The organism is Streptomyces sp. NBC_00490 (assembly GCF_036013645.1).
GTDB classification, from domain to species: Bacteria; Actinomycetota; Actinomycetes; order Streptomycetales; family Streptomycetaceae; genus Streptomyces; species Streptomyces canus_F.
The window spans coordinates 6003924-6027030 of record NZ_CP107869.1 but is presented as its reverse complement, the minus strand read 5'-3'; the positions used below and the strand labels follow the sequence as shown (position 1 = coordinate 6027030).

General features: G+C 71.0%; 22 protein-coding genes, 1 pseudogene and 1 riboswitch. Of the genes and pseudogenes, 16 read left to right on the top strand and 7 right to left on the bottom strand.

Features of this window, described 5'->3' with window-relative positions; translation table 11 throughout:
* The first annotated feature begins 7 nt into the window (after positions 1–7).
* The 3 genes from OG381_RS27495 (at position 8) to OG381_RS27485 (ending at position 2064) form a co-directional block, all read left to right on the top strand.
* On the top strand, positions 8–451 hold the full coding sequence (locus tag OG381_RS27495) for a winged helix-turn-helix transcriptional regulator (protein ID WP_327718755.1): 444 nt from the start codon (positions 8–10) through the stop codon (positions 449–451).
* 39 nt (positions 452–490) lie between these two features.
* Complete coding sequence (locus OG381_RS27490; protein ID WP_307027183.1) at positions 491–943, top strand: VOC family protein; 453 nt, start codon at positions 491–493, stop codon at positions 941–943.
* 170 nt (positions 944–1113) lie between these two features.
* The gene (locus OG381_RS27485; protein ID WP_327718754.1) at positions 1114–2064 is read left to right on the top strand and encodes a M28 family metallopeptidase; all 951 of its coding nucleotides are present in this window, start codon (positions 1114–1116) and stop codon (positions 2062–2064) included.
* On the opposite strand, the gene OG381_RS27480 is transcribed toward OG381_RS27485, so the two are convergent.
* Positions 2061–3023: a hypothetical protein gene (locus tag OG381_RS27480; protein ID WP_327718753.1), complete on the bottom strand. Its 963-nt coding sequence runs from the start codon at positions 3021–3023 to the stop codon at positions 2061–2063. The genes OG381_RS27485 and OG381_RS27480 overlap by 4 nt on opposite strands.
* 1520 nt (positions 3024–4543) lie before the next feature.
* Here OG381_RS27480 and OG381_RS27475 point away from each other — a divergent pair.
* Complete coding sequence (locus tag OG381_RS27475; RefSeq protein ID WP_327718752.1) at positions 4544–5041, top strand: DUF6668 family protein; 498 nt, start codon at positions 4544–4546, stop codon at positions 5039–5041.
* An 81-nt stretch (positions 5042–5122) separates the two neighbouring features.
* A complete protein-coding gene (locus OG381_RS27470; protein WP_327718751.1) occupies positions 5123–5707 on the top strand; it encodes a flavodoxin family protein in 585 nt (194 codons plus the stop codon).
* A gap of 7 nt (positions 5708–5714) precedes the next feature.
* On the opposite strand, the gene OG381_RS27465 is transcribed toward OG381_RS27470, so the two are convergent.
* From OG381_RS27465 to OG381_RS27445, 5 genes are all read right to left on the bottom strand, one after another.
* Positions 5715–6581, bottom strand: a complete 867-nt coding sequence (locus tag OG381_RS27465; RefSeq protein WP_327718750.1) for an ABC transporter permease — start codon at positions 6579–6581, stop codon at positions 5715–5717.
* Entirely contained in the window at positions 6568–7560 is a 993-nt protein-coding gene (locus OG381_RS27460; protein WP_307027192.1) for an ABC transporter ATP-binding protein, read from the bottom strand. The genes OG381_RS27465 and OG381_RS27460 overlap by 14 nt, the downstream gene beginning before the upstream one ends.
* A gap of 33 nt (positions 7561–7593) precedes the next feature.
* A complete protein-coding gene (locus OG381_RS27455) occupies positions 7594–8835 on the bottom strand; it encodes a LolA family protein (RefSeq protein ID WP_327718749.1) in 1242 nt (413 codons plus the stop codon).
* A 248-nt stretch (positions 8836–9083) separates the two neighbouring features.
* Positions 9084–10085 carry a CHRD domain-containing protein gene (locus OG381_RS27450; RefSeq protein ID WP_327718747.1) on the bottom strand — a complete coding sequence of 334 codons (1002 nt, stop codon included), beginning with the start codon at positions 10083–10085 and terminating at the stop codon, positions 9084–9086.
* A gap of 132 nt (positions 10086–10217) precedes the next feature.
* Entirely contained in the window at positions 10218–11228 is a 1011-nt protein-coding gene (locus OG381_RS27445; protein ID WP_327718746.1) for a polyprenyl synthetase family protein, read from the bottom strand.
* Between the two features lie 364 nt (positions 11229–11592).
* Between OG381_RS27445 and OG381_RS27440 the strand changes: the two are divergent.
* Both OG381_RS27440 and OG381_RS27435 read left to right on the top strand, forming a co-directional pair.
* Positions 11593–11855, top strand: a pseudogene (locus OG381_RS27440) (CocE/NonD family hydrolase C-terminal non-catalytic domain-containing protein); the annotation flags it as partial.
* Between the two features lie 323 nt (positions 11856–12178).
* Positions 12179–12334: riboswitch (cyclic di-AMP (ydaO/yuaA leader) on the top strand.
* 4 nt (positions 12335–12338) lie between these two features.
* Positions 12339–12821, top strand: coding sequence for a transglycosylase SLT domain-containing protein (locus OG381_RS27435; protein WP_327718745.1), 483 nt, complete (start codon positions 12339–12341; stop codon positions 12819–12821).
* 12 nt (positions 12822–12833) lie between these two features.
* On the opposite strand, the gene OG381_RS27430 is transcribed toward OG381_RS27435, so the two are convergent.
* Positions 12834–13646 (bottom strand): HAD family hydrolase, encoded by an 813-nt coding sequence (locus OG381_RS27430; RefSeq protein WP_327718744.1) that lies wholly within the window; start codon positions 13644–13646, stop codon positions 12834–12836.
* 341 nt (positions 13647–13987) lie between these two features.
* Here OG381_RS27430 and OG381_RS27425 point away from each other — a divergent pair, with 341 nt between their 5' ends.
* The 9 genes from OG381_RS27425 (at position 13988) to OG381_RS27385 (ending at position 23098) form a co-directional block, all read left to right on the top strand.
* Complete coding sequence (locus OG381_RS27425) at positions 13988–15136, top strand: glycoside hydrolase family 53 protein (RefSeq protein ID WP_327718743.1); 1149 nt, start codon at positions 13988–13990, stop codon at positions 15134–15136.
* Positions 15137–15207: 71 nt separating this feature from the next.
* Positions 15208–15828, top strand: a complete 621-nt coding sequence (locus OG381_RS27420; RefSeq protein WP_327718742.1) for a hypothetical protein — start codon at positions 15208–15210, stop codon at positions 15826–15828.
* Between the two features lie 168 nt (positions 15829–15996).
* Positions 15997–17214: a fumarylacetoacetase gene (gene fahA, locus OG381_RS27415; protein ID WP_327718741.1), complete on the top strand. Its 1218-nt coding sequence runs from the start codon at positions 15997–15999 to the stop codon at positions 17212–17214.
* A 157-nt stretch (positions 17215–17371) separates the two neighbouring features.
* Positions 17372–18313, top strand: coding sequence for a M56 family metallopeptidase (locus OG381_RS27410; protein WP_327718740.1), 942 nt, complete (start codon positions 17372–17374; stop codon positions 18311–18313).
* Positions 18314–18434: 121 nt separating this feature from the next.
* Positions 18435–19223, top strand: a complete 789-nt coding sequence (locus tag OG381_RS27405) for a GntR family transcriptional regulator (protein ID WP_327718738.1) — start codon at positions 18435–18437, stop codon at positions 19221–19223.
* An 88-nt stretch (positions 19224–19311) separates the two neighbouring features.
* The gene (locus tag OG381_RS27400; protein ID WP_016437651.1) at positions 19312–19539 is read left to right on the top strand and encodes a 4Fe-4S dicluster domain-containing protein; all 228 of its coding nucleotides are present in this window, start codon (positions 19312–19314) and stop codon (positions 19537–19539) included.
* Positions 19540–19555: 16 nt separating this feature from the next.
* The gene (locus tag OG381_RS27395; protein WP_327718737.1) at positions 19556–20899 is read left to right on the top strand and encodes an ABC transporter substrate-binding protein; all 1344 of its coding nucleotides are present in this window, start codon (positions 19556–19558) and stop codon (positions 20897–20899) included.
* A complete protein-coding gene (locus OG381_RS27390) occupies positions 20896–21879 on the top strand; it encodes an ABC transporter permease (RefSeq protein ID WP_327718736.1) in 984 nt (327 codons plus the stop codon). The genes OG381_RS27395 and OG381_RS27390 overlap by 4 nt, the downstream gene beginning before the upstream one ends.
* Positions 21880–22171: 292 nt before the next feature.
* A complete protein-coding gene (locus tag OG381_RS27385) occupies positions 22172–23098 on the top strand; it encodes an ABC transporter ATP-binding protein (RefSeq protein WP_443062046.1) in 927 nt (308 codons plus the stop codon).
* Positions 23099–23107: the final 9 nt, after the last annotated feature.

Sequence of the window (23107 nt, the reverse complement as noted above, 5' to 3'; positions counted from 1 at the left end):
GACAGACATGGAAGAAGGCACTTCGAAGTCACCTGGTTACTGCGAGAGCACCGTGGACTACGGCGACGCCGACCCCTTCCAATGGGACACCCGGGAGGACTGTCAGGTAAGGCAGATCCTCGATCGGGTCGCCGACAAGTGGTCGCTTCTTGTCATCGCCCTGCTGGAGAACCGCCGGCTCCGCTTCACCGAACTGAGCCGGGAGATCGACGGCGTCAGCCAGCGCATGCTGACCGTGACACTGCGGCAGCTGGAGCGGGACGGGCTGGTGAAACGGACCGTGCATCCGGTGGTGCCGCCCCGGGTGGAGTACGAACTGACGCCGCTGGGCGGGACGTTGCACGCCACCATCCAGTCGCTGGTGACGTGGACGGAGGTGCACCAGGGGGAGATCGCGGCGGCGCGGGAGGCGTACGACCACCGGGCGGCGGAGGCGGTCCAGCGGCCGTGATGCCGGGCTTTGTCAGTGGGCGGCGCTATAAGTGGACGCATGACTCCCGTGCACTGGAAGCTCGTCATCGATGCCGGAAACCCTCAAGCGCAGGCCGACTTCTGGGCCGCCGCGCTGCGGTACGAGATCGAGGACAACGACGCCCTGATCCAGCGTCTGCTGGAGCTCGGCGCCCTCCCCCGTGAGGCCACCGTCGAGTTCCACGCCCGGCTCGCCTTCCGTGACCTGGTCGCCGTACGGCATCCCGACGATCCGTACGACGAGGACAGCGGCACCGGTCTGGGCCGGCGGCTGCTGTTCCAGCGGGTTCCGGAGGAGAAGTCGGTCAAGAACCGGCTCCATCTCGACCTGCACCCGGGTGAGGGGAAGCGGGCGTCCGAGGTGGAACGGCTGACGGGGCTCGGCGCGAGCGTGCTGCGGGAGGTGAAGGAGGCGGGGAGCGAGTGGGTGGTGATGGCGGATCCGGAGGGGAACGAGTTCTGCGTGCAGTGAGCTCCGGGGCCTTCGGCCCCCTGCACGGCCGGTCGCGTCACCGGGCTCCGGAATCCGAACTCCGTGTCCTGATACCGCTCTTGACGGAGAGTTAGTCACAGCTTCACCATCCAGGCACCCCATTCGCTGTGGAATCCCTGTGATTCCCGAGGAATCCGGAGCCCCCCACCATGAAGCTCTCCGTTTCCGGGCGTGCGTCGACGGCTGGTCTCGTCACGGCCGTCATGCTGCTGACCGGCGGATCCATAGCCGGCGCGGCGCCCGCGCCCGAGGTGACCGCCGCCGCCGCGCCCGACATCCCCGTGGCCAACGTCAAGGCCCACCTCACCCAGCTCCAGTCCATCGCCACCGCCAACGGCGGCAACCGGGCGCACGGCCGCGCCGGTTACAAGGCCTCGCTCGACTACGTGAAGGCCAAGCTGGACGCCGCCGGATACACCACGACCATCCAGCAGTTCACGTCCTCCAGCCGTGTCGGCTACAACCTGATCGCCGACTGGCCGGGCGGCGACACCAACCAGGTCGTCATGGCCGGCTCGCACCTGGACAGCGTCACGTCCGGGGCGGGCATCAACGACAACGGGTCCGGTTCGGCGGCGGTCCTGGAGACCGCGCTGGCCGTGTCGAGAGCCGGGTACCAGCCCACCAAACATCTGCGGTTCGCCTGGTGGGGCGCGGAGGAGCTGGGGCTGGTGGGCTCGCGCTACTACGTCAACAACCTGTCCTCGACGAACCGGGCGAAGATCAGCGGGTATCTGAACTTCGACATGATCGGCTCGCCCAACCCCGGCTACTTCGTCTACGACGACGACCCGGCGATCGAGAAGACCTTCAAGGACTACTTCACCGGCCTCGGCGTCCCCACCGAGATCGAGACCGAGGGCGACGGCCGCTCGGACCACGCGCCGTTCAAGAGCGCGGGGGTGCCGGTGGGCGGGCTGTTCACGGGCGCGAGCCGTACGAAGACGGCGGCGCAGGTGGCCAAGTGGGGCGGGACGTCCGGGCAGGCGTTCGACCGGTGCTACCACTCGTCCTGCGACACGACGTCGAACATCAGCGACACGGCCCTGAACCGGAACAGTGACGCGGTGGCGTACGCCGTGTGGGAGCTGTCCTCCTAGGAGTTGAGCTTGCGGGCGCGCTCGGTGAGACGGCCCATCCGGTTCCGGGCCGACTCGAGTTGCTCGATGTCCTCGGCGGCCGCACCGCCCTCCTTGGTCAGCTCGGTCCACAGGCCGATCAGGTCTGCTCCCATCCGCAGGCCCTGCTCGGGGTCGCGTACGGCACGCCAGGCGGTCGCCGCGCTCTGGATGTTGCCGTACGCGGCCTCCGTGTCCCTCGCCTGGTGGCGGGTGCGGGCCAGGTCCAGGGAGAGATCGAAGGCGCGGGCCGGGTCGCCTGCCAAGTAGGCGATGTACGCGGTGAGTTCGAGCAGCCGCAGCACCTCGGGGTGGTCCGTTCCGAGCGTGCGGGAGGCCTCACCGACCGTCTGCTCGGCGAGCTGCGCGGCCTCCGTCACCCGTCCCGCCTTCACGGCCTCGTTGATCCGCGCCATCGGCCCGGCGAGAAACACGGTCCCACCACCGTCGTACGCCGTCGCCGGATCATCCCCGAGCACCGCCTCGGCCACGGCATCGAAGCCACGGGGCGGGGTGGGCTTGGGGTCGGGCTCGTCGACGGGAGCGGAGGCGGTGAAGCCGAGGATGGGCTTGCGGGCGGGGGCGGGGCCGGAGGCGGGGGCGAGGCCGGAGGTGGGCGCGGGGCCAGGGGCGGGTGTGAGGCCGGAAGTGGGCGCGGGACCAGAGATCGGTGCGGGACCGGAAGTGGGCGCGGGACCGGGCGTCGGGGTGGGTTCGGAGGTCGGCACAGGGCCGGAGCTGGGCTCGGGGTGCGTGGTCGGTGTGGGGTGCGGGGCCGTTTCCGGCGTGGCGTCCGTCGGTGGTGCGTCCGCCGGGGGTACGTCCGTCACCGGCGCGTCCATCACGGGCGGCGGACCGAACTGGCCCGTCGGGGGCGCGACCGTACCGGGCGCCGCTTCCGCCACCCACTCGGGCACGGCCCGCAGCCGGAACGTCGGCACGGCGTCCCGAGGCGACTGACCCTCCGGGTCCGGCAGGGCACGGAGGGGGAAGGTCGGGGGCTCGGGGGTCTGGCGGAAGAGATGGGTGGGCTTGTCCCGAGGGGGCTGGTCAGCGGGTTCGGCAGAGCCGCCCGGACCGGCGGGTACGGACGGCGACGCAGGCTGAGCGGACTCGGCAGCCCCCGGCGCAAGGGCACCAGACCCGGACGGCACGTCAGACTCACCAGACGCCCGAGGCGATTCAACCGCCCCCGGCACGAAGTCGACAGGCTCGGACGGCGGCGTGGGCCAGGCAGACGCCCGGGGCGATTCAGCAACCCCCCGCGCAAAAGCACCGGACCCGGACGGCGGCGCGGACTCGGCAGCCCCCCGGAGCGGTTCGGCTGCCCCCAGCACGAAGTCGGCAGACTCGGACGGCGACGCAGGCTCAGCGGACTCGGCAGCCCCCGGCGCAAGGGCGCCAGACCCGGACGGCACGTCAGACTCAGCAGACGCCCGAGGCGATTCAGCCGCCCCCGGCACGAAGTCGGCAGGCTCGGACGGCGGCGTGGGCCAGGCAGACGCCCGGGGCGATTCAGCAACCCCCCGCGCAAAAGCACCGGACCCGGACGGCGGCGCGGACTCGGACGGTGACGCAGGCTGGGCGGACTCAGCGGGACCCGGCGCAAAGGCGGTGGGTGGCGCGGGCGGTGCAGTCTGTCGCGACGCCTCACTCGGCTCCGCCGAATACGGCACCTGGCCCTGCTCCCCCGGGTAAGGCGCCCCGCCCGGCTTACCCAGCCGAAGAGCGTCCCGCGGTTCCCCGGCCCCGGACAGCAGCCGCTGCTCCCGCGAGGGCGACACCTGACCCGACTCCCCCGCGTACGACACCCGGCCCAAGCCCTCCGACCCGAAAGCCTCCCCCGGCTCTCCAGACCCCGGCAGCCGCCCCGACTCCCCCGCGTACGACACCCGGCCCGAGCCCTCCGGTCCGAAGCTCGCCACCGGCGTCCCCGGCGGAGCCGTCGGTGTCGGTTCTGCTGTGAAGCGGCTTGAGCCGTCCGTGTCGATGCGCAGGGCGAGTACGTAGCCGATGCGGTGGTCGTGGACCGTGGTGTGGACGGGGTGGCCGGTGGCGAGGGCGATGCGGTGGAGGTGGTTGAGGACGGTCTGGTGGAGTTCCTCGCCGGGGACCGGCGTCACCGGTACGCCGCCCACCGCCGCGCCGGCCGGGCCGACCAGGACATCGATCGGTGCCGCCGCGAGGACGGCCGGCTGTGCGGTGCCCTGCTGGTCCCGCTTCTCACGGCTGAGTCGCGACATCGTTCCCTCACTCGGATCCGTCGGGGAGTGGGCGGACGGCGTGTTCGAACTCCATGGTGCCTCCATCGGCCGCCGCCCTCCCGCTCCCCCGGCGTCAAGAGCCGGTCGTACCCGTACTGTTGAGTAGTCTCTCCGCTCGCTCACGGTTCTCACGTCACCGTGGCGTCACAGGCTCGTCCCAGCCCGGCGGAGGGACGGCCCCGGAGAGGAGACCGTACGTGCAGCAGGCGCAGGGACCGGAGATCTGGATCCGTGGTCCGGTGACCGTACCGGAGGGACCTCCGGGGGCCGTCGCCGCCCATGCCTCCGCCCGGCGTTTCTCCTTCGTCGGCACCCATGGCGGGGCCGGTGTCTCCACGCTGGCCGCCGTCTACGGCGGGTACGACTGCGGACGTGACTGGCCCGGCCCCGACGCTCCCCCGTCCGTGCTGCTCGTCGCCCGCACCCATGCGAGCGGGCTGTCCGCGGCGCTGCACACCCTGGACGCCTTCCGGCGCGGAACGGCCCCGCACGGCCTCGACCTCGACGCCGTGGTGCTCGTCGCGGACGCCCCCGGCCGGCTGCCGAAGCCGCTGGCCCAGCATGTCAAGGTGATCGAGTCGCTGATCGACGTCTACCGCGTGCCGTGGGTGCCCGCCTGGCGCCTCGGCGATCTCGGCGGCCATCCCCCGCGCGAGACGGCGCCCCTGGCCCGCCTCACCGGCCGGTCGCGCTGACGGCTCCGGGCACAAACCCCCTCGACAGATACTTGCATGCGCATATAATCGGCGTACGACGTCCATCACCTGGGGGATTCCATGACGCGCCGTTTCCTGTTCGTGCTCGGCAGCAGCCGCGACGACGGCAACACCGAGCTGCTGGCACGCGCGGCGGCCGAGCAGCTGGCCGATGACGTCGAGCAGGAGTGGATCGACCTCAACGACCACCCGCTGCCCGACTTCGAGGACCTGCGCCACGACAGCGACCATGTGCGACCGACGGAGGGGAACGTCGGGCTGCTGTTCGACGCCACCCTCGCGGCGACGGACATCGTGATCGCGTCCCCGCTGTACTGGTACTCGCTCTCCGGGCAGGCCAAGCGCTACCTCGACTACTGGTCGGGCTGGCTGCGCACCCCCGGCGCCGACTTCAAGGGCACGCTCGCGGGCCGCACCCTGTGGGGTGTCACCGCGCTCGCGCACGAGGAGTTCGAGGTGGCCGATCCGTTGATCGGGACCCTTCACCACTCGGCCGCGTACATGGGGATGCGGTTCGGCGGGGTCCTGCTCGGCAACGGCAGCAAGCCGGGCGACGTACTCGGCGACACCGATGCGCTGGCCCGGGCGAAGACGTTCTTCGCCCAGGAGGCACCGCTCGCGCGCTTCCCGTACGAGACCCCGTGACCGGTGCTCAGGCCGTGATGTCCTTCGTCGTGAACCTCGCCCATGCCGCCGAGCCGAAGACCGCCGCGTACAGGGCCTGGAGGCCGAGGTTCTTCACCAGGTCGTCCCAGTAGACGGGTTCGCGCATGAGGTCGGCGAAGGACAGCCAGTAGTGGGAGAAGAAGTACGGCTGGAGCGCGTGCAGTTGGGGGATCTGGTCGAGGATCTGGACCGTGATGAGCAGACCCACGGTCGTCGCCATCGCGGCGATGCCGCTGCCCGTCAGCGTCGACACGAACAGACCGAGGGCCGCCACGCCGGTCAGTGACGCGGCGACCACCAGGGCGATCAGGAAGGCCCGGCCGAGGCCTTCGCCGAAGCTGATCTCCGTGCCGGAGATGGTGGTCAGGTCCCCCAGCGGGAAGAGCAGGGCGCCGACCGTGAGCGCCGAGGCCGCGACCACCAGGGTGGCCACGAGACAGAAGGTCATCACCGTCGCGTACTTGGTGAGGAGGAGGCGGGTGCGGCCGGCCGGGGCGACCAGGAGGTAGCGCAGGGTGCCGGCGTTCGACTCACCGGCTATCGCGTCGCCCGCGATGACGCCGATGGCCATGGGGAGGAAGAAGGGAAGGGTGGCGGCGAGTGCGGTGAAGACCAGGAACAGGCCGTTGTTGGTGATCTGCGAGACGAAGGCGGGGCCGCCACCGCCGCCTCCTCGGGGGCCGCCGTCGCCCGTCTCGATCTTCACGGCGATGCCGACGAGAATCGGTACGGCCGCGAGGACGCCGAGGAGCGCGAGGGTGCGCCAGCGGCGGAAGGTGGTGATCAGCTCACTGCGGAACAACCCGAAGGTCCACAACGGACTCGGCTTGACCGGGACCTCAGCCCGCGACATCGAAGCCCTCTCCCGTCAGCGCCACGAAGGCGTCCTCCAGCGAGGCCCGTTCCACTCCGAAGGCCCGTACGCGCACGCCCGCTCCCACCAACGCGGCGTTGATGTCGGCCAGTTCGCCGTCCGGGGGATCCGCGGTCACCCGGTCCTCGGCGACCACGACATCCGCGACGCCCTGTTCCTTCAGCACCCGCGCCGCGTCCCCCGTGTCCGGGGTCGTGACCACCAGCCGTCCCCGCGTCCCCGCCGCCAGGTCGGCCACCGGGCCCTGGGTGATCAGGCGGCCCTGGGCCATCACGGCCGCGTGGGTACACACCTGCTCGATCTCGTCCAGCAGATGCGAGGACAGGAAGACCGTCGTGCCGTCCGAGGCCAACTCCCTCACCAGGGAACGGATTTCACGCATCCCCTGCGGGTCGAGGCCGTTGGTCGGCTCGTCGAGGACGAGGAGCTTGCGGGGTTGCAGGAGGGCCGCCGCGAGGCCCAGGCGCTGTTTCATGCCGAGCGAGTACGCCTTGGCCTTCTTGCCGGCCGCGGCCGCCAGGCCCACCCGGTCCAGTGCCGTCGCGACGCGTGCGCGCCGGGTGCGGGGGTCGGCGGTCGGGTCGGCGGCGTCGTAGCGGATGAGGTTGTCGCGGCCGGAGAGGAAGCCGTAGAGGGCCGGGCCCTCGATGAGCGCGCCCACGTGCGGCAGTACGGCGCGCGAGGAGCGCGGCATGGGGCGGTCCAGCACCCGGGCCGACCCGGAGGTCGGTTCGATGAGGCCCATCAGCATGCGGATGGTGGTGGTCTTGCCCGAGCCGTTCGGGCCGAGGAAGCCGAAGACGCTGCCGGCCGGGACGGTCAGGTCGAGACCGTCGACGGCGAGCTGCCCGCCGCGGTAGCGCTTGGTGAGGGCGCGGGTGTGGATGACGGTGTCACCCACGTCCGCGCTGTCACCGTCGCCCTCCGGTTGCGGCTCCGTGGCGGGCGGCTGGTCCATCGGCTCCCTCGATCCGTCGTGCGCGTGCGGTGGTTACTTGGCCTCGTTGGCTGCCTTCACCAGCGCGTCCTTGGTCACCGCGCCGACGTAGACCTTGCCGTCGTCGGTGATCAGGGCGTTGATCAGCCGGGTCTTGAACACCGTGCCCTCGCCGAACTTGCCGCTCGCCTTGTCGCCGAGCGAGTCGAGGAAGCCGCCGAAGGCGCCGCCGGCCTCGGAGCCGGACGGGATGCCCTCGCCGCCGGTGTCGAAGGTGGCGATGGAGGTCCAGCCCTCGCCGATGACGTCCAGCCCGTCGGGGCCGCCCGGGGCGAAGCCCTCGTCGCCGGAGAAGCCACCGGAGCGGCCGGAGTCGCCGGAGTGGCGCTCAGGTGCCGCGGCGGCGTCCTCCTCGGTGACCTTCGCGCCCTTGGGAGGCGTGAAGTCGAAGGTGGACGCGGCCGGCTTGGCGTAGCTGATCTGGGTGAAGCCGGCGTCGACGACGGCCGCGCCGCCGCTCGCCGGGGTCAGCGTGAACTTCAGCGGCAGCCCGGTCTTCGCGTCCACGGCCACGGTGACCTGTCCGACGGTGGACCCGGAGTCCTTGGGCTTGATGACGAGCCGGTAGGCGTCGCGGCCCGCGACGTGCGCGGTGCCCTCGACGGTCACCGAGGTCGTGTCGTCGACCGCCTTGAGGGCGTCCTCGGTGAGGTCCTTGGGCGTGGCCGGGACCTCTTCGCCCTTGTCGTTCTTGCCCTTGCCGTCGCTGTCGTCGGCGGTGCCGTGGAAGACCTCGTTGGTCCCGCTGTCGTAGCCCCACACGTCCTTGCCGTTGTGGATGAGGCTGTACTCCGCCGCGTTCTCCAGGAGCGAGAGCTTCTGCTTGTCCTCGCCGTCGGCCGCGACGCGCAGGGTGTGCGTGCCGGTGGCGAGTTCGGTGAGCTTGGACGTCGGATCGGCCGACGAACCGTCACCCGATCCCGAACCGCCGCCTGCGCCGGTCAGGCTGTTCTCCAGCCCGCCGAAGTCCGGCAGCCCCAGATCCGTGGTGATCTTCACGGTGCCGGACAGCTGCTCCACGTCCGACGCGGCGATCTTCTCGATGAGTTGCTGTGCGCTGATCTTCGGCAGATCGGGGTCGCCGGAATCGGCGAGCGCCGGGACCAGCCCGATGGTCGCCGCAGCCACTCCCACGACCGCGACCGGGACGACGTACCGCGCGGCCCTGCGCCTTCCGGCGCGCAGGTCGTCGGTCTCGTCCGGCGTCGTGCTGTCGTCGGATCCGTACGGTGCCATGTGTGCCCTACCTCCGTGATCGGCGGCGGCTTTCAACTGCTCCACTCGTCCACCCCGTAGCCGCCATTCTCACCCGAATCGGTGAGGAGTGGTGTTTTCCCGTGGTTCCCATCTGACCAAATCCGACCGGGCGATACGTCAGCCCCCGGGCTCAACTCCACGTACACCTGCGGTATGACACATGGAGGCGGCGCCTCCCCCGACCCGTAGGGGTCGCGAGGGGAGACGCCGCCTTTTACGTCGGTGGATCAGCCGCGCAGGAACACGTAGTCCGCCTGGTACGGCACGCCGACGATCGCGCCGGGTGTGCAGGAGCCGGCCGGGGCGACGCCGCCGACGGTGTTCAGGCGCAGGATCTCGGTGGTGTCGGCGAGCAGGCCGTGGTGCTTGCCGGACTGCGTGGCCTTGAGGTCCAGCTCGGGGATGTTCCCGTCGCCGTTCGGCGTGCGGGAGACGACCGAGCCGGTGACCGCGCTGCCGTCCCGCGCGATCCATTGCGGGGTACCGGAGTTGGGCTCGACGAAGGAGTGCGCGATGTGGCCGGCGAGCGCGGCGCTGACGTCCCGCTGGGCGAAGGCGTACCCGCCGCCCTCGACCGGCTTGCACTCGTAGATCTGCCGGCCCTTGACGACGGACGCCTGGAAATTGTGCAGCGCGTCCCGGAAGTCGAAGCCCGCGACGGTGACCTGGTGGAGCTGGCCGCGGACGGCTCCGCCGGGGAATTCGGCGGTGTGCAGGTTGGCGTAGAACGCGCCGGGGTCGGACTTCAGGGCGTCGAGCAGTGCGCCGTCCTTCACCTTCACGGTGCCGGTGACGCTGTGGCCCTTGGCCTTGTCGAGCAGCTTGGTGAAGTCGACCCTGACGCCACCGTTGGTGCCCTTGGCGCCCTGGTGGATGTGGAGCAGGGTGGGCCTGCCGGTGCCGCGCCAGGTCACGGCGACGGACACCTTGTCGCCCTTGACCTTGATGAACTCCAGTGCGGCGCCGTCCTCGTCGTTCACGGCGGGGCCGCCCTGGACGGGCACCTCGCTGGCGCCCCGGAGGCTCGCGGCGAGGATCGTGCCGCCGCTGCCGCCGAGGGCTCCGCTCTGACTGACGACGCTCTCGCCGCCCGAGTGGCCCGCGTGGTCGGCGCGGTCACCTCCGGCGGCGAAGGCGGGAATCACCGAGGCGGCGACACCACCGGCGGCGGCCACCGCTACGGCGGCGACGACGAGGCTCTTACGGCGCTTGGAGAACGTCGCGTTCATGCCCATGATTCTGATTTCTCCCCGTATTGCAGCTGACGCCCCCTGCGTCAGCTTCTGGGCATGAATACGGGGTTGATCTTAGATTGGACTCAGTCCAGGTTGGTGACGTACGTCACATGCACCGCGGGTGGGTCAGCCCGCCCGGTGCACCACCGCGTCGCACATCTCCATGAGCGCTGCCTTCACATCGCCTTCCGGCAGCGGAGCGAGCGCCGCCCGGGCCTCCTCCGCGAACCGCACCGTGTCCCGCCGCGCCTGCTCCAGCGCGGGATGCGCCCGCAGCTTGGTCAGCGCCTCGGCGTGCCGCGCGTCGTCGGCCAGGTCGGAGTCCAGCAGCTCACACAGCGCGATGTCCTCCGCGAGGCCCAGCCGCGCCGCCCGCTCCCGCAGTCGCAGCACCGGCATGGTCGGGATGCCCTCGCGCAGATCCGTCCCCGGGGTCTTGCCGGACTCACGGGAGTCCGAGGCGATGTCCAGGACGTCGTCCGCGAGCTGGAAGGCGACGCCCAGCCGCTCGCCGTACTGCGTCAGCACGTCGACCACCGTCTCGTCGGCGCCCGACATCATCGCGCCGAACCGGCAGGACACCGCGACCAGCGAGCCGGTCTTGCCGCCGAGCACGTCCAGGTAGTGCTCGACCGGGTCCCGGCCGTCCACCGGCCCCGCGGTCTCCAGGATCTGGCCCGTGACCAACCGCTCGAACGCCTCGGCCTGCACCCGGACCGCCTCCGGACCGAGGTCGGCCAGGATGTGGGAGGCGCGGGCGAAGAGGAAGTCGCCGGTGAGGACCGCGACCGAGTTGCCCCACCGGGTGTTCGCGCTGTCGACCCCGCGCCGCACGGACGCCTCGTCCATCACGTCGTCGTGGTAGAGCGTCGCCAGGTGGGTCAGCTCCACCACCACGGCCGACGGCACGACTCCGGGGGCGTCGGGGTCGCCGAACTGGGCGGCGAGCATCACGAGCAGCGGACGGAAGCGCTTTCCGCCCGCCCGTACGAGGTGCTGCGCGGCCTCCGTGATGAACGGGACCTCACTCTTGGTGGCTTCGAGCAAACCCTCCTCGACGGCCGCCAATCCGGCCTGGACATCGGCTTCCAGAGCCTGGTCCCGCACGCTCAGCCCGAACGGCCCGACGACGGTCACGAGGGGTCTCCTGTCTGCTGGTGTCTACTGGCGATTACACGGTTTGTCGATAGGTCGCTGCCCTCACTCAAGTCAGCGTATCCGGTCACGTTTCGATCACCGCTGCCGCCCACCCGTGCAGCACGGGTGGTATCGGATCACGACCGGTATGTTTTTGATCACCTGAAAAGAACGGATATCTTCCGACTTCCCCGGAAGCAGACGTGGATACCAGGGCGAGCAGGCCTTTCGGCCGACCGAAGAAGGCGGTGTCGCCCTCGGGCGGGGCCGGCTCGCCGAGCGGATGACCCGGGTGGGCCTGGGCGTGGCTCCGCCCGCGCGGTGGACGAGCGGGCTTCCCGCGTCGCCGGCCGGGCAGGGTCACAGAGGGCAGGACCGGCTCCGCGATGTGGCGCCGGACGGTTCGTCGACGCTGGCCCCCGGGGTGCGCTGAGCTGTCGGCGCGGCACGGGCGGGACCGGGCGGTGTCGTGGGAGCCGGGGACGTCCGAGGAGGTGGCGTTCGAGCTGAACGGCATCGGGCACGCTTTCCCGCCCGGGCACCGCATCCGGTTCGCCGGGCAGTTTTCTCGAACTTTCGGTGCGATCCCGTGAGTCGGCGGACGGCATCACCTTCGACGAGCCCGAGTAGTCCGAGCCGCTCGGCGTCAACTCCCCTGGGACATTCCGAGAACGGCCGGTTAAGGCTAATTGCCCGATTTGCGGCCGGACTTCATCTTCAGTGACTTGAGTCACTTCATCCTGTGGACGGCCTGTGAGATCACCTCCGCCGATCCGCTTTGCCCGAAAGCCAGTTGGTGATTGGCGGTCGCAAAGGATCAAGCACCCCATACGCCTCAGACCGAGGTCAATGGGCCTGTTGTGTGAATCCGGTACTTGTTCCGGACATGTGCTCTCGCATACGTTCCCGGCCGGGCGGAACGCCGAATCCTGCCGCCGCCCGGAGACCGCTCACCTACGAGAACTCACGGCAGGAGCGGGGGAACCAGGTAAGTCGCCGGACATAACGGACCGGCTTGGGGTGAAGTCGTGTCGCCGTACGGCGGCCCGGCCGGGCAGCTCCCGCCCGAACCCGACAGCTCACCTCGCAGGCGCAGGAGAGGAAACCGTCATGCCTGCTGCCGCTCAGCACCGTCGCACCAGAACGTCCCGCCTCGCCCGCAAGCTCGCCGTCGCCGGTACCGGCATCGCGGTGCTCGCGCTCCCGGTCATCGGCGCGACCAGCGCCTCCGCCGCCACCCCGACCGTGGCCACGGCGACCTCGCTGGGCTACACCGACACCCTCGACGGCTGGATCCGGGCGTCGCTCCAGGTCATGGCCCAGAACGGCATCCCCGGGTCGTACGACAGCATCTACCGCAACATCATCCGCGAGTCGTCCGGCAACCCCTTCGCCATCAACAACTGGGACTCCAACGCGGCCGCCGGCACCCCCTCCAAGGGCCTGCTCCAGGTGATCGACCCCACCTTCCAGGCGTACCACGTGTCCGGCACCTCGTGGGACCCCTACGACCCGGTCGCCAACATCACCGCCGCCTGCAACTACGCGGCGCAGCGGTACGGGTCGATCGACAACGTGTGGGGCGCGTACTAGGCCGACAGGGGCCTAAGCCTGTCGGAAGAGTCTTTCGAGGACGACGGCGATGCCGTCGTCCTCGTTCGACATCGTCACCTCGTCGGCCACGGCCTTGAGTTCGGGGTGGGCGTTGGCCATCGCGACCCCGTGAGCCGCCCAGTCGAACATGGGGATGTCGTTGGGCATGTCGCCGAAGGCGATGGTGTGTTGGGGGCCGAGGCCCAGGTGATCGGCGGCCAGGGCGAGGCCCGTCGCCTTGGTGATGCCGCATGGCTGGAGTTCGACGGTGCCGGGGCCCGACATCGTCACCGTCGCGAGGGAACCGACGACTCCACGGGCCGTCGCCGCCAACTCGTCGTCGGACAGGGCGGGGTGGCGGAGCAGGACCTTGCTGATGGGCGCGCACCACAGGTCGTCGCGGCGGTCGACCCGTACGGCGGGGAGGGTGGGGTGCGGCATCAGATAGCCCGGCTCGATGAGCGTGAGGCCGTCGACGCCGTCCTGGTCGACGGCTGCGTACACCTGACCGACCTCGGCCTCGATCTTGCCGAGCGCGGTCTCGGCCAACTCCCGGTCCAGGGTCACCGACCACAGCAGACGGTCCGCGCCGGCGTCGTACACCTGCGCGCCCTGCCCGCACACCGCGAGCCCCGTGCTGCCCAGGTCGTCGAGGAGCGGCCGCACTCTCGGGGCCGGCCGGCCGGTCACCACCAGATGCCGGGCCCCGGCCTCCGCCACTCGCGCGAGCGCGGCGAGCGAACGGTCGGAGAGCGTGTCGTCGCCCCGGAGCAGGGTTCCGTCCAGGTCAGTGGCGACGAGTGAATATGCGGTGGGTGCGGCCATGATCAGAGAATACGGATGGAAACCCCCAGCGACTCGACGCGAACCGGACGGCTGCACCCTTCACATCCGTTGACGTCGGCTCCGGTTCGACGCCCAGGTCGAGCCTCTCGTCAGCAGTCACGATCGAAGGCGAACCGGCCGAGCGCGCGAGCGAGCCCGCTGTCGCTGTGAGCGTGCACAGCAGAGAAGCGTTTCAACCCCTTGTCAAGGAAGGGGACGTCGGGTTACCTACATGTTGCTCGCGGATTGCCGGGACTCCTGATTCTGTGCACGCTCACAGATACGCGAGCCGTGCTGATCCTTTGGCTACGTCGACCTGAGCGCTTTGAGAGGAACAGAACATGCGCAGACGCAGTGTTCTCACCGCTGCGGGAGCCGCCGCGCTGGCCGTTCCCGTGCTGGGGGCGGCACCCGCGGCCGCCTCCGCGGGCGGTCGCCGTGGGCTGGACATCCGGGCCATGGACATCTCCTCGCTGCCCAAGAACGAGGACCACGGCGCCGTGTACCGCACGGCCGACGGCCGCCGCGAGGACCCGGTCCGCCTCCTCGCCCACGCGGGCATCACCCACGCCCGGTTGAAGGTCTGGGTGAACCCGGTCGACGGCTACAACGACAAGGCCCGCGTCCTGCCGCTCGCCCGCCGTCTGAGACGGGCCGGCATCGGCATCTGGATCGACTTCCACTACTCCGACACCTGGGCCGACCCGGCGCACCAGACGAAGCCGGCCGCGTGGGCGGACCTGGACATCACGGGTCTGACGCGCGCCGTCTACGACCACACGGCCGATGTGCTCGGCGCCCTGAAGCGGCAGGGCACCCCGGCCGACCTCGTGCAGGTCGGCAACGAGATCAACGGCGGCATGCTCTGGCCCGAGGGCAAGAACTGGGGCAGCGACAGCGGGGGTTGGGGCAACCTGGCCGCCCTCCTGAAGTCCGGCCTGCGCGCCGCCCGCGACACCTCGCCGCGTATCCGCACGATGCTGCACATCGCCGCGGGCGGCGACAACGGCACGTCCCGCTGGTGGTTCGACACCGCGGTGTCCTACGGCCTCGACTTCGACATCATCGCCCAGTCGTACTACCCGTTCTGGCACGGCACCCTGGAGACCGCCGCCGCCAACTTCGCGGACCTCACCGCCCGTTACGGCAAGCCGGTCGTGATCGCCGAGACCGCGTACCCGTTCACGCTGGGCAGCGAGGACGACATCAACGACATCCTCAACAGCCCCTCGCAGCTCACCCCCGGCTTCCCCGCGACCCCCGAGGGCCAGGCCGCCTGGCTGCGCGCGGTCGCCGACCTCGCCGCCGCCGTCCCCGGCGGACAGGGCCTCGGCTACTGCTACTGGGAAGGCGCGTGGACCTACCGCGCAGGCAGCGGCTGGAACCCGCAGGACCCGGGATCGGGCAACGCCTGGGAGAACCTGGCGCTGTTCGACTTCGACGACAGGGCACTGCCGGGGCTGCGGACGCTGGGCCGCTACCGGTCGTAACTCTCCTCGGCGGGGCGCTGACCGGGCTTTACCCGGTGGAGCCGTGCCAGCGCGGGTGGGATGCTCGCGGGGTGACGGATCAGCCGGAGACCTTTCTGAACCATCTGCGGACGGCCGCGGTCGGCGTGCTGGAGCGCATACCCGATGAGCTGAAGGCCGAGATCTACACCCTGGCCTTCAACATCTGGCGCGTCGACTACGACGAGCGTCACCCCTACGTCGACATCGGCTACAACACGGAGAGCCAGTACGAACGGGAGCGGCGACCGGAAGACCCCGGCGAGGCCCGCTGGAACTACGCCTGCTGGATCCTCGAGGGTTTCGAGAAACTCGGGAACGTCCCCGTGGACCCGGTCGGCGCCCGGGTCCACGAGGCGGAGGTCCGGCGACTCGGCGCCTGGTTCGACTCCGGGGACGAGGGGGACGAGGGGGACGAGGGAGAGGTCGACGAGGGCGAGGTCGAGGCCAGGTCGGACCTTCTCCGTCTGCACTTCTACGACGCCGTCATCGACCTCGCCCGCCATCTGCACGCCGACGGAGTGATCGAGAAGACCTTCGGCCGTCCGATACCCGTGGTCGTGTTCGACATGGACTGCCCCGGCTGGGAGCTCCATGCCACCGAGGCCGCCAACCCGCCTGAACTGATCGAGGAGTTCATGGCGTGGCAGCGGGCCCAGCTGCCCGACTCCTGACCGCGCGCAGCCGCCGTACGCCTCACCGGCCGCGGTGCCGCGAACTCCATGCCGCCGCCCTATCCGGACATTAAGGATTCTTCAGGCCCTGCCAAGACCAGCGACTCGGCCGTAACGTGTGGCGCGACCACATGGCACACGCAGCGATTGAGAGCGAGGCAGCACCCCATGCCCCCCTTCGATCTCCCCGAGGGCGACCCCTTCGGCCCGCACAACCTTCCGTACGGCGTCTTCTCCGTGGGAGAGCAGGGCGACCGGACCGTCGGCGTCCGGCTCGGCGACCACGTACTCGACGCCGGCGCGGCGGCCCACGCCCTGGGCTCCCCGTACGCCACCCTGCTCGCCCGGCCGTCCCTGAACCCGCTGCTCGCGGCGGGCCGCACCACGTGGTCGGACGTACGGCGGGCCCTGACGGCATGGGTGACCGTGCCCTCGCACCAGTCGGTCGTCCAGGAGTTCCTGCACCCGCTCTCCTCGGTGACCCTGCACCTGCCCTTCGAGGTCGCGGACTACGTCGACTTCTACGCCTCCGAGAACCACGCCCGCAACGTCGGCCAGATCTTCCGCCCCGACGCCGCGGACTCCCTGACCCCCAACTGGAAACACCTGCCGATCGGCTACCACGGCCGCTCGGGCACGGTCGTGGTGTCGGGGACGGACGTCGTACGACCGTCCGGCCAGCGCAAGGCCCCCTCGGACACGGAACCCGTCTTCGGCCCGTCGGTCCGCCTGGACATCGAGGCGGAGGTCGGCTTCGTGGTCGGCGTGCCCTCGGCCATGGGCTCGCCCGTGGCGCTGGGCGACTTCCGCGAGCACGTCTTCGGCTTGTGCCTCCTCAACGACTGGTCCGCGCGCGACATCCAGGCCTGGGAGTACGTCCCCCTCGGCCCGTTCCTCGGCAAGTCCTTCGCCACCTCGGTCTCCGCGTGGATCACCCCGCTGGACGCGCTGGAGGAGGCGCGGGTGGCGCCACCGGAGCGGACCCACGAACTGCTGCCGTACCTCGACGACTCGGCCCCCGGGGACGGTCCGGGCGGCTACGACCTCCGTATCTCCGTGTCGATCAACGGGCACCTGGTCTCCGAGCCCCCCTTCTCCACCATGTACTGGACCGCCGCGCAGCAACTGGCCCACATGACGGTGAACGGCGCCTCCCTGCGGACCGGCGACCTCTACGGCTCCGGAACCGTCAGCGGACCCTCCGAGCACCAACGCGGCTCCCTGCTGGAACTGACCTGGAACGGCCGCGACACCCTCGAACTCCCCGACGGCAAACGGACCTTCCTGGAGGACGGGGACGTGGTGACCCTGTCGGCGTGGGCACCGGGGCCGGACGGGGTGCGGGTGGGGCTGGGTGAGGTCGTGGGGCAGGTGGTGTCGCGGTGACGTGGCCGACGGCGGGTTGAAGTACGGAACGGGAGGCCTCCCGAGGTATGCCATGCACCGCCCGCCGCCGTCATACTGGCGGCGGGCGACACAGCTGACGAACACGTCGGCCCACCTGTAGCCGCCTCCTCCACCGACCGGATCCGGAGCCCGTGGAATGACGTTCTGCCTGCTCCTGCTGAGCGCCGTCGCGCTGGCCGCCGCCGTGCCCGCCCCCCGTGCGCTGACCCGGGCCGCCTGGCCCGAACGGGAACCCGTGGTGGGGCTCTGGGTGTGGCAGTGCCTGGTCGCCACCGTCCTGATGTGCTGTCTGACGGCCCTGGTGCTCGGCGCCGCCGCCGTCTTCCACACGGTCCGCGACCATGTCTTCGCCCCCGCGCCACCGGCGGTGACCGCGGCCTACGACCTGTCCGCCGCCCCCGTCTGGGCGGCCCTGCTGACCCTCCTGCTGGCCTGCGGGGCCGCCTGGACGACCGCGATGCTGGCCCGCGAGCTCGTGGAGGCGCGCCGCCACCGCGGCGTGACCAGGGCGCAGCTGCGCGAACGCGCCCCCGAACTGCCCGGCGGCCTGGAGAAGGCCGCGCGCGGCCCCCTGCTGGTACTGGAGGACGAATACCCCGACGCCTGGTGGATGCCGGGCAGCCCGCCCCAGCTCGTGGTGACGACCGGCGCCCTGCACCGCCTGACCGACCACCAGCTGGACGCCGTCCTCACCCATGAGCGCGACCACGCCCGCTCCCACCACGACTGGCTGCTCCACCTCTCGACCGCCCTCGCCACCGGCTTCCCCCGCGTGCCCGTGTTCGCCCACTTCTGCGACGAGACCCACCGCCTGGTCGAACTGGCCGCCGACGACACGGCCTCCCGCCGCTGCGGCCACCTCACCACCGCCCTGGCCTTGATCGAGCTGAACCAGCACCGGGGCGTCCTGTCCTGCTCCTCCAGCCACCGCCTGCTGGGCGAACGGGTCGACCGGCTGCTGGAACCCCGGCCGCGCCTGCTGCGCCGACACCGGGCACTCACGGCGGCAGTGGCGGCCCTGGTCCCCCTGCTGCCCCTCCTGATCGCGTTCGGCCCAGGGCTGACAGCACTGGCCTGACCTGGCAGATCTTGCTCAACGGCAGCCGTTTACGCAGGTCAGCCGCGCGCCTGACACCCCGGCAGGTGGCGCAACACTGCCGCAACACCCCTTTTCCTACCTCCTCGCTATGGTTCCTGGCATGCCTCCCTCCGACCGCATCCGCGACCACGCCGGCCAGGGCGCGACCACCGTCGCCGCCCACCGTGCGCGCCGCCGGCTGCGCGCGGACCAGGCCCGGCAACTCGCCGACCTCCTGCGCCACCAGATCCTCACCGGCGGCTTCACGGACGACACCTTCCCCCACGAGTCGACCCTGGCCACCGACTACCGGGCCTCACGCAACACGGTCCGCCTGGCCCTGGACCTGCTGCGCGCCGAAGGTCTCGTCGACCGCCTGCCCGGAGTGGGCACCGTGGTCGTCGCGCAGAAGTACCCCCACGGCCTGGACCGACTGATGGGCCTCGCGGAAACCCTCCACGAACACGGCACCGTCACCAACGAGGTCCGCACGATGGGCCCCGCCCCCGCACCCGCCCCGGTGGCCGAACGCCTCCAGGTCACACCCGGCACCGACGTCCTCTACATCGAACGCCTGCGCCGCCTGAACGGCCTTCCCCTCTCCCTGGACCTCACCTACATCCCGCTCGACATCGGCACCGCCCTGCTCGGCGCCGACCTGGAGAACACCGACGTCTTCCGCCTCCTGGAGACGATCACCGGTCAGCGCCTCGGCCACGCCGAGATCACCCTGGAGGCGGTGAACGCGGACACCCACTCCGCCGCCGTACTGGAGGCCCCGCGCGGCGCGGCCGTCCTCATGCTGGAACGCCTCACCCACCTCGCCGACGGCCGCCCGGTCGACCTGGAGTTCATCCGCTTCCGCGGCGACCGCATCACCATGAGCGGCCTGCTGCACCGCTCCCTGTGACCACCCCCCTCCCACCTCTTCATCGTTCGGCAGATCCCGCCCGGTTCACCACCGCGCGGAAAATCTCAGGACATCTCTGGAGACAGCCATGCCCTTGGCGCCCCAGCGGGCCGACGTGCCCGTGACCATCGACGAGTCGAAGTGCATCGACGGCTGCACGCTCTGCGTGGACATGTGCCCGCTGGACTCCCTCGCCATCGACGACAGCAGCGGCAAGGCCTACATGCACGTCGACGAATGCTGGTACTGCGGCCCCTGCGCGGCCCGCTGTCCCACCGGAGCCGTCACGGTCAACATGCCCTATCTGCTCCGGTGAAAGGCCCCCGACTCCCATGAAACACAAGGCAATCGCCGCCTCCCTGGTGCTGCTGCTCGCTCCCCTGACGGCCTGCGGCGGCAGCGCCCGGGCCGGCGACGGCTCCACGGTCACCGTCACCGTCGGCTACCAGTCCAAGACCATCAACACCGTCACCGCCGGCACCCTGCTGCGCTCCCTCGGCTCCTTCGAGAAGCAGCTCAACTCGCTGGGCGACGGCAAGACCTACAAGGTCGACTGGCAGGACTACGCCACCGGCGCCCCCATCACCGCCCAGATGACCGCCGGGAAGATCGACATCGGCTCGATGGGCGACTTCCCGCTCCTCATCAACGCGGCCCGCGGCAAACAGCTCGGCAAGCCGACCCACCTCGTCTCGGTCACCGGCTACAACCTCCGCGGCGGCCTCAACACCATCGTCACCGCCCCCGACTCCAAGCTGGCCTCCCTCGCGGACCTCAAGGGCAAGAAGGTGTCCACCAGCGTCGGCTCCGCCGCCGACGGCACCCTCGTCCGCGCCCTGCAACGCGCCGGCATCGACCCCGACCAGGGCATCGAGAAGCTCAACCAGCAGCCCGCGGTGGGCGCCTCCGCCCTCTCCGCCGGCAGCACGGACGCGCTCTCCCAGTTCGTCGCCTGGCCCGGCCTGCTCGCCTACCAGGGCAAGGCGAAAGCCCTCTACGACGGGGCCCAGCTGAACCTCCCCACCTTCCACGGCGTCACCGCCCGCGAGGACTTCGCCAAGGAGCGCCCCGCCGTCCTGGAGGCCTTCCTCAAGGCCCAGGCCGAGGCCACGGACTACCTCGACGAGCACCCCGTGGCCGCCGCCGAGAAGGTCGCCGATGCCACCGGCCTGCCCGCCGAGGTCGTCTACCTCTACAACGGCGCCCACGGCATCTCCACCTTCGACCCGGCGATCAAGCCCCAGCTGATCTCCGCCCTGAAGGAGGACGTCTCGGTCCTGAAGTCGGCCAAACTGACCGGCGACGTGGACGTGGACGCCTTCGTCGACGACCAGTACGTCAAGAAGGCCCTGGGCGCCGACTACGCGAAGCGGCTCGCCACCGCTCCCCCGGCCTCCGCCGGCGAGGTCTGGCCCAAGGGCGCCTCCAGGACCCGCGCCTTCAGCACCCCGGCCGAACTGCTGGCCTACGTCGCCGAGCACAGGTCCGGCATCCGCGCCGCGTACGTCCCCGACGCCACCACCGGCACCCTGTGGTTCGCCGACAAGGCGCTCTGGGTGAGCGACGGCAAGGATCTGCTGCCCTTCGTCGCCCCGGCCACCGCACAGGCGTACATCGGCGCACACGAGGGCGCCCGCGTCGTCCCGTACGCCGCCGCGCTGGAGCAGGCGTCGTGAGCCGGTACGCGCGGCGGGCGCCCCGGTATCCACGCCGGGCCGGCCGCCTCACCCTGCGGGCCGCCTCGCTCGCGGTCGCCCTCGGCGTGTGGCAGCTGCTGACCAGCTTCGACATCGACCTGTGGCTGCGCTTCTCGCAGTTCCCCACCGTCACCGACGTCGCCCGCACCTTCGCCGACCGGCTCGCCGGCCCCGACTACTGGACCGACCTCACCGACAGCCTCACCCGCATCCTGAGCGGCTTCCTGCTCGCCGCGGTGCTCGGTGTGGCGACGGGCGTGCTCGTGGCACGCTCCCGCCTCGCCGAGGACCTGCTCGGACCGGTCCTCGAGGTGATCCGCCCCATCCCGGCGATCGCCCTGGTCCCCGTAGCGATCCTCCTGTTCCCCTCCAACGAACAGGGCATCGTCTTCATCACCTTCACCGCCGCGTTCTTCCCGGTCCTCGTCTCCACCCGGCACGCGGTCCGCGCACTCACCCCCGCCTGGGAGGAGGCGGTGCTGACAATGGGCGGCGGACGGTCACGAATCCTCGCCTCGGTCGTCCTGCCGGGCGCGCTTCCCGGCATCTTCGGCGGTCTCTCGGTCGGCATCGGCGTCTCATGGATCTGCGTGATCTCCGCCGAGATGATCTCCGGCCAGTACGGCGTCGGCTACCGCACCTGGCAGGACTACACGGTCGTCGACTACCCCGGCGTCTTCGTCGGCATGGTCACGATCGGCATCCTCGGCTGGCTCACCTCCACGGCGGTCGAGGCACTGGGCCGCCGACTCACACGGTGGCTGCCACGGACGTCGTACGACGTGGGGACGACCCCTCGACCGAGAGCTGCGGGGTCCGCGAGAACGGTGCCGCCGGCTCCGCCGGCCCCGGGGTTCATGGACACCGGGGCCCCGGACGAGGGAGCCGTGCACGACAGGCCCAAGGACAAGGGCCCCCACCCCAGGACCGAGGAGGCACGCGATGAGCACCTCGTCTGAGACGACCGGCACGATCGGTGAAGGGTCGGCCGCGGCGGGCACGGGCTCGGAGGCGCCCACGGTGAGGGGCACGAAGGGCACGACCTCGGCGGCTTCCGGGGCAACCGGCACGACCGCCACGACCTCGAAGGCTTCCGGCACAACCACGTCCACCGACGCGACCTCGCCGACGTCCGGAACAACCGGCACAACGGACCCGGCCTCGGAGGCGTCCAGGGCGATCGGTACGACCGCGGCGACCGCGGCGACCGCGACGACCTCGGAGGCTTCCGGGCAGACCGGCGCGGCCTCGCTGACGTCCAGGACAACCAGGACGACGGACGCAACCTCGGAGGCATCCACGACACCCGGCACGACCGGCGCGACCTCGAAGACTTCCGGGCCGACCGGCGTCACCGGCACCACCGCGCACGCGTCCGGCACCAGGACGGGCGCCACCCCCGAGCGGCCCGCCTCCGGGGGCGAGGCTCCGGCCGCCGCCCCGGTCCGCGGCACCCGCCTCACCCTCACCGGCGCCGGTCTCGGACGCCCCGGCGCCCCCGCCGTGTCCGGTGTCGACCTGGACATCGCGCCCGGCGAGATCCTGACCGTCGTCGGCTCCTCCGGCTGCGGCAAGTCGACGCTGCTGCGCACCCTCGCCGGGCTGCTGCCCCCGCTCGACGGAACCGTGGAGCAGGACGGCCACCCGATCACCGCCCCGGCCGCGGACCGCGCCCTGGTCTTCCAGGAGGACGCCCTCCTGCCCTGGCGCACCCTGCGGGCCAACGTCGAACTCCCCCTCGCCGTCAAGAGGGTCCCCCGCACCGAACGCCGCGCCCAGGCCGAATCCTGGCTGGACCGCGTAGGACTCGCCGACCGGGCCCGGCACCTGCCGCACCGTGTCTCCGGCGGGCAACGCCAACGCGCCCAGCTGGCCCGGGCCCTCGCGGGAGCGCCCCGCGCCGTCCTGATGGACGAACCCTTCGGCGCGCTCGACGCCCAGACCCGCGCCGGCATGCAGGACCTGCTCGTGGAGGTGCTGCGGGGCACGGGCGCGACCGTCGTCTTCGTCACCCACGACGTGGACGAGGCCCTGTTCCTCGGCGACCGCGTGGCCCTCCTCGGCGCCGGCCGCCTCACCGCCGTACGCGACATACCCCACCCGCGTGACCGTACGGCCCACGAAGATCCCGCGCGCCTGGCCCTGCGGCGCGAAGTCCTCACCTCGCTCGGTACCTGAAAGGCCCCC